The 7777-nt window shown below is 65.0% G+C and carries 8 protein-coding genes and 1 riboswitch; of the genes, 7 read left to right on the forward strand and 1 reads right to left on the reverse strand.

The features are described from left to right. Positions 1–845: 845 nt before the first annotated feature. Positions 846–1063, forward strand: a riboswitch (cobalamin riboswitch). Positions 1064–1344: 281 nt separating this feature from the next. The 7 genes from AAGA68_26950 (at position 1345) to AAGA68_26980 (ending at position 7657) form a co-directional block, all read left to right on the forward strand. Next, positions 1345–2496 (forward strand): ABC transporter substrate-binding protein, encoded by a 1152-nt coding sequence (locus AAGA68_26950; protein MEM9388709.1) that lies wholly within the window; start codon positions 1345–1347, stop codon positions 2494–2496. Beyond that, complete coding sequence (locus AAGA68_26955) at positions 2493–3572, forward strand: iron ABC transporter permease (GenBank protein MEM9388710.1); 1080 nt, start codon at positions 2493–2495, stop codon at positions 3570–3572. Before AAGA68_26950 ends, AAGA68_26955 begins: the two co-directional genes overlap by 4 nt. A 1-nt stretch (position 3573) precedes the next feature. Then, positions 3574–4605, forward strand: coding sequence for a hypothetical protein (locus tag AAGA68_26960; GenBank protein MEM9388711.1), 1032 nt, complete (start codon positions 3574–3576; stop codon positions 4603–4605). Beyond that, entirely contained in the window at positions 4602–5471 is an 870-nt protein-coding gene (locus tag AAGA68_26965) for an ABC transporter ATP-binding protein (GenBank protein ID MEM9388712.1), read from the forward strand. The genes AAGA68_26960 and AAGA68_26965 overlap by 4 nt, the downstream gene beginning before the upstream one ends. A gap of 40 nt (positions 5472–5511) precedes the next feature. Further along, the gene (locus AAGA68_26970) at positions 5512–6078 is read left to right on the forward strand and encodes a hypothetical protein (protein MEM9388713.1); all 567 of its coding nucleotides are present in this window, start codon (positions 5512–5514) and stop codon (positions 6076–6078) included. Between the two features lie 263 nt (positions 6079–6341). Beyond that, entirely contained in the window at positions 6342–6947 is a 606-nt protein-coding gene (gene cobO / locus AAGA68_26975; protein MEM9388714.1) for a cob(I)yrinic acid a,c-diamide adenosyltransferase, read from the forward strand. A 20-nt stretch (positions 6948–6967) separates the two neighbouring features. Next, positions 6968–7657 carry an ABC transporter substrate-binding protein gene (locus tag AAGA68_26980; GenBank protein MEM9388715.1) on the forward strand — a complete coding sequence of 230 codons (690 nt, stop codon included), beginning with the start codon at positions 6968–6970 and terminating at the stop codon, positions 7655–7657. Here the strand turns inward: AAGA68_26980 and AAGA68_26985 are convergent. Further along, the coding region (locus AAGA68_26985) for an IS630 family transposase (protein MEM9388716.1) at positions 7637–7777 on the reverse strand (141 nt) is incomplete at its 5' end. The two genes, AAGA68_26980 and AAGA68_26985, sit on opposite strands and share 21 nt — an antisense overlap.

A 7777-nucleotide genomic window follows, 5' to 3' on the forward strand; every position in this document is an offset into this window, starting at 1 on the left:
GATGGTCCTTAGGCACTCGCGATTCCAAGTCTACGTAGCTAAACATCACGGGTTGAGGGTCTTCTTCGCCGCGCACTTGCATCACCTGTTTGGCCGATGGGCTATTATCCCTCCAATCAGGCTTTTTCAACAGGCTGCTAGTGGTTGTACATCCCTACCGAAGCGCATCCAGGTCGACCAGCTAGCACATAGAAATCTGAGTACATGGTCTGATACTCGTTGTTTAGTGATGCATCTCCTCGGCCCGTTGCTTGGCTAGTGTCGATGTCCGCGTCCCGGCCCTCACTTGACCTTTTCACTGGGTGCTCGGTTGTTCGCGAGCTGACAGTGCGTCGTGCGCCAGGTCGCTGGGGAAGGAGTGGTGCTCGCTGTGGAGTTGGCTTTCGTGGCTAACCGCCTGGAGTAACTGTGTCCCTTTGCGCACACATATCGATGGCGGCACGGATGCGTGTGGCATCCGGACATGAAGACTCTACCTCACAAGCTCCGAGGCCTAGGGGGGCGCGGTGCTTAAGCCGTTGGATTTTCTACGCAGGGGGAACTGGTTCAGCTGCCTCACTAGATCGGCCGCTACCTACTGACGGGGTAACGGGTTCGCTGCGCCGCTGTGCGAGGCACCGAGATTGGGATCTATTGGATCGGGGTTCCAATAGGGGTGAAGCGGCGGATCATCGCGAGACAACGACCCTACGTAGCCGACTTCATCCATCAATTTTTTAAAATAAAATCATATAGGTAGGGTGTTTCGAGGTATCTCGTGATGACCGTTGCGTATTGCTTCGGCTTTCGATTCCTGCTCCAGGCTTCCAAAGCCGGCCCGGGTTGGGTTACCGTTCAAGCCAGCGGCAAGCCCCCACGCAGCCAGCGGCTCAGTGGGTGAAATAAGGGAACGCGGTGAGAATCCGCGGCTGTCCTCGCAACTGTAAGCGTCGAGCCGGCTCCCAACGGGCCACTGTGTGGGCCTCGTCACGCCAAATGGGCGTGGCGGCGTTGAACACGGGAAGGCGGGAGTCGAGCGCACGAGACGCGAGCCAGGAGACCTGCTGCCGTCAATCGCTGCTGCGCCGAGAAGCGAGGTGTCTTCGTCGGCCGGTGTTCGTTGCAGTGGCGTGCTTTGGCGAGCTGCAATGGAAGGCCTTGTTTAGATGCGCGATTGCTTTACCCGCCCCCTCTCTGCCGCGCAAGGCCGGTGCGCCGTGAAGGCGGTCGCGGCGCTTTGCCTGGAACCTCCTGCAGCTTTCCCGCTGATTAGCCCCGGTAGGTGCTGTGCGAACCGCAATCAGGTCTGTACGGCTCCAACGTATTGGGTGGCGTGATCAATATGCAGACGCTCGACCCCGCGTGATGTCGAGCGCCGCTAACGGGACGATGTCGCCGCCGCCGCGCGCCTTGGTGCTTGGCGGCGTGGCGCTCGCGCTCGTCGTGCTGATGGCAGCGGTCGCGGAGCTGGCGGACCGTCCCGTGCTGCTACCCGGTGGCCAACTGGGCGACACAACAGTGGAGGACCTTGCGGGCCCGAACGCCTTTCCGAAGGCGGTCGTCGATCCTGCGGGGCGACGGGTCGTACTCGACCGCCCGCCGACGGCCATCGCGTCGGTGATTCTCGGCGGCGACGAGATGCTCGCTCGTCTGGTGGCACCATCGCGCGTCCGCAGCATCACGTATTTGGCCGACGATCCTGGCATCAGCAACGTGAGCGGTGTGTACCCCGCCAGCGTGCTTCGCAATCACGGCGGCATCGAGGAAGTAATCGCCGCCGAGCCGGATCTTGCCATCGTTGCGGCCTACACCAATGCCGTCACGGCCGGGTTGCTGCTCGACACCGGCATTGCGTTCCTGCGCTTCGTTCACTTCGATACGCACGATGACATCCGGCGTAATGTGCGCACGCTGGCGCGCGCGGTCGGCTCATCGGCGCGCGGCGAGGCCTGGCTGGATGAGATGGACCGGCGCATCGCGGCGGTGCAGACGAAGGTGGCCGACCGGGCGCGACCGCGAGTGCTCTACTACAGCCTAAGTGGTTCGACAGCCGGTCCCGGGAGCCTAATGGACGAGACCATCACGTTTGCCGGTGGCGACAATGTCATTGCCGGCACGGGGCTCGGCGCGTTGCCGCGGATCTCTCCAGAGACGGTGATCTCCCTGCAGCCCGAGGTGATACTGCTGAGCGGCTGGTCAGGCGGTGTTGGGCCTGCGGCACACGAGGTGCTGCTCGAAGACCCAGCCTGGCGCGACGTGCCGGCGGTGCGTGACGGGCGCGTTTACAGCCTTAGCGGGGCATGGATCACATCGGTGTCTCCGCATCGGGTAGGGGGCGTTGAGGAGGTAGCGAAGCTGCTCCATCCCAGGGCATTCGAGGCGGAGCAGGCCACGTCTGCCGCGCGCGTGGCAACGGCGGATGGGGCGGCGTTCTCATTCCGGCGCGAGGCTGAGGCGCCCGTACGTGGCGTCGCCGAGATCGGGGCGCTAGACGCGGTCGCAGGAGCGGGTCTATGAGCGCATCCGTCGGCCAGCTCAACTCCGGGTCTGGCGTGCTGCCGTTCCGCCTATTCTTTGCATTCGTCCTATCGCTGCTCGTCGTCGTCGCGCTGGTTGCGGTGGTGATCGGACCGGCGCAGATCGGCCTGCGGCCTACCCTGCAGATCGTCGCGAACCTGTTCACCGGTGGGCGCCTCGAGGGGTGGCTTGGCGATGTGCTCCCGTGGCAGACGACTGTGGTGTGGCAGGTACGCCTGCCGCGAGTGATCGCCGCGGTGCTGGTGGGTGCGTCTCTAGCGGTGAGCGGCGCGGTGTTGCAGAGTCTGTTTCGAAATCCATTAGCTTCACCATCGATTCTCGGCGTGTCGTCCGGCGCCTCGCTCGGCGCCGTCATTGCCATCTTTCTTGGGCTGGCGGCCTCTAGCGTCTGGGCGCTGCCGCTGTTCTCCTTCGTCGGCGCGGGGCTGACGCTGGCCGTGGTGTACCGCATCGCCACCGCCGGCGGGCACACGCCGATGGGCACGCTGCTGCTCGCTGGCATTGCCGTCGGTGCTTTCAACGTCGCTATGATCTCCCTGGTGCTCGCACTGGCCCTACAGCATTGGGAGGTCGGGAAGTCCATCGTGTATTGGACGATGGGGGGACTCGATGGGCGCGGTTGGCATCACGTGCTCCTGCTCCTGCCCGTCTTTCTCGCGAGCAGCGCCGCTATCGTTTGCTACCAGCGCGATCTCGACATCCTCCTGGTGGGTCAAGTGCACGCGAGTGCCGTTGGCGTCGATGTGTCGCGCGTGCGCCGAAATCTTCTTCTCGTGACCGCTGCCCTTACTGGTTGCGCCGTCTCGGTGGCTGGCGGTATCGGCTTTCTTGGGCTGGTGGTGCCTCACATCACACGTCTGCTGGTCGGCCCTCACCACCACCGCTTGCTGCCCGTGTCCGCGGCGTTGGGAGCATTGGTGCTGGTCGGTGCGGATCTGGTGATCCGCGGCGACGCTAGCTACGCGGTGGTGCCGCTCGGCGTTGTCACCTCCGCCATGGGGGCCCCCTTCTTCCTGTTCCTGCTGCTGCGCCAGCGTCAGCTGATGCGGGTCTAGCATGCGGGAGGTCCTGACCGAGTGCCTCGCTTCGCCGCTGCACGGCTTTAGCATGGGCAGCTTCGGCGCCATTGCGGAGTTCAGTCGCGATGTCGAAGAGTCCTGCCACGAACCTGGCGACGGTCGTCTCGGGCGCATCACTCCTCGCGGTGGCCTTGCCATTCGGTGGCGAGATGACCTGATGGTGCTCGCCTGGGAAAGCCTCAGCCGTCAGCGCGATCACTGGCAACACGGCGTGGTGTTCTGTCTGCCGAAAGCAGTCGCGAACCTACCCCAGCACCGTGGCATTACAGAGCTCGGTGCGGATGAGGGTGCCCTACGTTCGGAGCAACGGGGCGGCGGCGCGGTGCTGTTCGATCTCGGGCTGGCGCAGGGATTTGTGAACGTCTGCGTACGCACGGCGGATCGAAGCCTGCAGCGTGTGCTGCGTGAAGCCGCCGGCAGTGAGCTGCTTGCACCCCACAATCCTGCGCTGCCGGCGCTGATCCAGGCCGGGCCGCACCGGGTGTTCATCACCTCGATTGGGCGCCTCGAGGTGTACCAGCCGATCGGTATCGAACGCTCGCCCGACGGCCCACACACCCATGTGCTCGCGAAGCTGCTCAAGCGTGGGCGTGCGCATTCGGCCAACGTCCCTGTGCCCGCGGGTTGGCTACCCGTTCTCGCGCTGCATCCGGCCCACCCGTGTCGTACGCCGCGCGGGGAGGCGAAAGCCTTCGATCGCCGCGAGCACGACTGGTTCCAGAGACGGCTCGAGCGCGCTGGGCCGCCGGGCTTCCTTGCGCAGAAGCAGGCGACGTTTGCGGCGCTCGCCGGCGGCGAAGCGCCTGACAATTTCGATCCGGGCAGGAGCCGCATGGCGCGCACGGCGACGCGCGTCGCCCTGCGCCAGGCGCGCTATCTGCAAGGGTTTGACGAGGAACTGTTCAGGTGCTGGTCCGCCGCCTTTGACAGCGTGCGCCACGACCGCGTTGACGAGAACGAGGCGGATGGAGCAGGACGCGTTGGCAACGTCGGCGGGGCAGCGACGTGAGCCGGGGGACCGTACAGCTCTCCGGGGTCGACTTCGCCTATGGCGAGCGTCAGGTACTCACCGGGCTCGAGCTCAATCTGGCAGGGCACCAGACGATAGGGCTCATCGGCCCTAACGGTGCCGGAAAATCCACGCTACTCAGACTATTGCTGGGCCTTCTCGGGCCAGACGCGGGCGGCATCTCGATGTTCGGCCACCCGCTTGCGTCGATCCGCCGGCGCGCGTTGGCGCGCCTAGTCACCCTCGTGCCACAGGACGCGGAGCTGAACTACGCCTTCACAGCGCAGGAAGTGGTGGCGATGGGGCGCAATCCCTGGCTGTCACGCTTCCAGCCGCCAGGGGCGCGCGACGTCGAGATCATCCGCGAGGCGATGCGCAACACCGACGTGCTGGACCTCGCCGAACGCCCCGTTACCCAACTCTCCGGCGGCGAGCGCCAGCGCGTGCTCATCGCCCGCGCCATCGCTCAGCAGACCCCTGTAGTGCTGCTGGACGAACCTACCGCCAGTCTCGACATCTGCCACCAGCTCGAGGTGCTCGAGTTCATGCACGCGCTGGCGGACAGCGGACGCCTGGTCGTTGCCGCGATTCACGATCTCGCGCTCGCTTCGCGCTACTGCGACCGCCTTGTGCTGCTCGCCGAAGGGACCGTGCGGGCGGACGGACCGGCAGCTGCGGTGCTCACTGAAGAGAACTTGCTGCGCTACTTCAACCTACGTGCGCGCGTCAGCGCTGCCGCGCCGGGCGAACGTGGGTTGGTACTCTCGGGGCTCCAGCCGGCGACGGCGCGGGGCGGCGCAGCGCCGACACCGGCGCCAGCCGCAGAGGAGCGGGCTGGCGCCGGTGCGTCGGCGGGCGGCAGCTGACCTGGAGCGCGAGCTCAATAGCGGTGATCGGGAGGAGCCTATGCAACGAGGACGCATCGTACAGGAGGAGGGCAACGGCACCCTGGAGCTCTTCGACTTGCCGGTCGAGACCGAGCTATTGGAACGCTTGCTTACCGACGTGTACGCCAACTACTGGGACCGCATCCACTTCGGCACTTGCGTGCAGGGCGGCGTGTGGGAAGTGAAGGCGCCGAACGCACCGCAAAAGATCGCGCTGTGCGACGGCTACCTGACGGTGGACTTTGGCGTCTGGCACTTCCATATCTGTATCGGGGAGAACGCCGGAACCGTGCGCAACCCGACCTCGTCTGTGCTGGCAGCGAGGCGGCGTACGGCGAAGGCGCAGCTCTATCGAGGCCTGCGTGAGGACGGTCGCCCCGCCACCTGGGGGCTGCGCCTGTACAACGGCGCTGGCGAGCAGCAGATGACGGTGTTCCTGCCCAATCCGTATCTGAGCTTCGACCAGCGTGTACTGAAGGAGCCGGATTTCAGCCATCTGCAGCTGTGGGATCACCTGCGCCAGGCCTATCTCGACCTGCCGCCCGACCCGCTGGATCGCGAGCCCAGCCGCCAGCTATGCGGGTAGCGCACTGTACCAGCGGTGTCGGGAGTGCTAAGCAAGCCCGCATCGGCGATCCGCGCGTTGGCGCGTCATCGCAAGGGCTCGGGCCCTCACCCGTCAACGCGCCTTCATCCCGCCAATGGATAACTTACTCATCACTCCCAAATCTGCTCATTAAGGCCACTAGGCGTCATCACCGCCTGAATCAGCCTGTCGCCAGACTCCAGTCCCATTGTGCGGGATTGGAGATAAGCACACGGAATCAATAGGAAGCACACGTGACCAAGATGGAGGAAGACAGAAAGGAGCGACACAACCGCACCATGCAACGCAAGAAGGCGGTGATCGATGAACGGATAGCCAAGGCGCAGGAAGAGCGTGGTCTGGTGATCTTTATCACCGGCAACGGTAAGGGCAAGACCACCTCAGCCTTCGGTACCCTGTACCGCGCGCTCGGGCACGGCCACCGTGTGGGTGTGGTGCAGTTCATTAAGGGAACGCAGGCGAGCGGTGAGGTGACTTTCTTGCAGCAGTGCAGGCCCGTTGTCGACTATTTCGCGATGGCCACGGGATTCACCTGGGACACGCAGAACTGGGACGCCGACAAGGCCGCCGCGGAAGAGGCCTGGTCCGCTGGCAAGGGCATGCTGCAGAACGAGGATCTGAACCTCGTACTGCTGGACGAGATCACCTACATGCTGAAGTTCGGCTACCTCGATATGGACGAGGTGGTGGCGAGCATTCGCGAGCGGCCAAGGATGCAGACGGTGATCCTGACCGGGCGGGGAGCCAAGCCGGCGCTGGTCGAACTCGCCGACACGGTAAGCGAGATCGCCGACGTCAAGCACGCATACAAGGCCGGCGTGAAGGCCCAGGCGGGGATCGATTTCTAGCGATGCGGCAGGTGGGAAGCGTGAAGACGAGTTGCTGGCGCTGCGCCGTGCTTGCTGCGCTCAGCGTCATGGGGGTGTTCGCCACCGCGCCAGCCCTCGCGAACGATGCGGATGCCGCATCGGCGTCGACCCGACCATCGGTAGTCTCCACCAACCTCTGCGCCGATCTGTTCGCCCTCGGTCTGGCTGAGCCCTCGCAGCTGCTGTCGGTCACCTGGAAGAGCCAGGACCCAGCGCGTTCGCCCCGCGCGGAGCAGGCGCGTGCCTACGCGCCCAACCGCGCTAGCGCCGAGGAGATCATTCACCTGCACCCAGACATCGTGCTTGCCTCGCGCGCCTGGCGCCGCCACCCGCAGGCGGCACGCTTCGAGGAGCTCGGCATCCGCGTGGTCGTTGTGCCGCTCGCGAAGACCTGGCCCGAGATCCTCGAGGCCACGCAGTGGGTCGCGGATCAGATCGACCGCTCCGACCGAGGCCGCGAGGTGGTAGCGCAGACAGAACGGCGCCTTGCCCAGCTCGCCGAACCCGCCGCCGCCGGCCGCCCGCGCAGCGTCCTGTATCTTCGCCCCAGCGGCGGTAGTGCCGGCGCCGGGTCCTTTATCGACACGCTGCTGCGTGGGGCCGGGCTCACCAACCACGCCACTACGCTTGGCCTCGAGGGCTGGGGACGCGTCGACCTCGAGACGCTCCTAGTGTCCTGTAACAGCTGATTCAGTAGCGATTCGGCGCGTTGGGTCGAAGTACTTCCACTTCACGGTCTTTGGCGACTTGTTGTACTGGCGTACGTAGCGCATGAGCTTACGCTTCAGATCAGTCACCGAGGTAAAAAC

The sequence above is a fragment of the Pseudomonadota bacterium genome (assembly GCA_039193195.1).
Lineage (GTDB): Bacteria > Pseudomonadota > Gammaproteobacteria > Steroidobacterales > JBCBZW01 > JBCBZW01.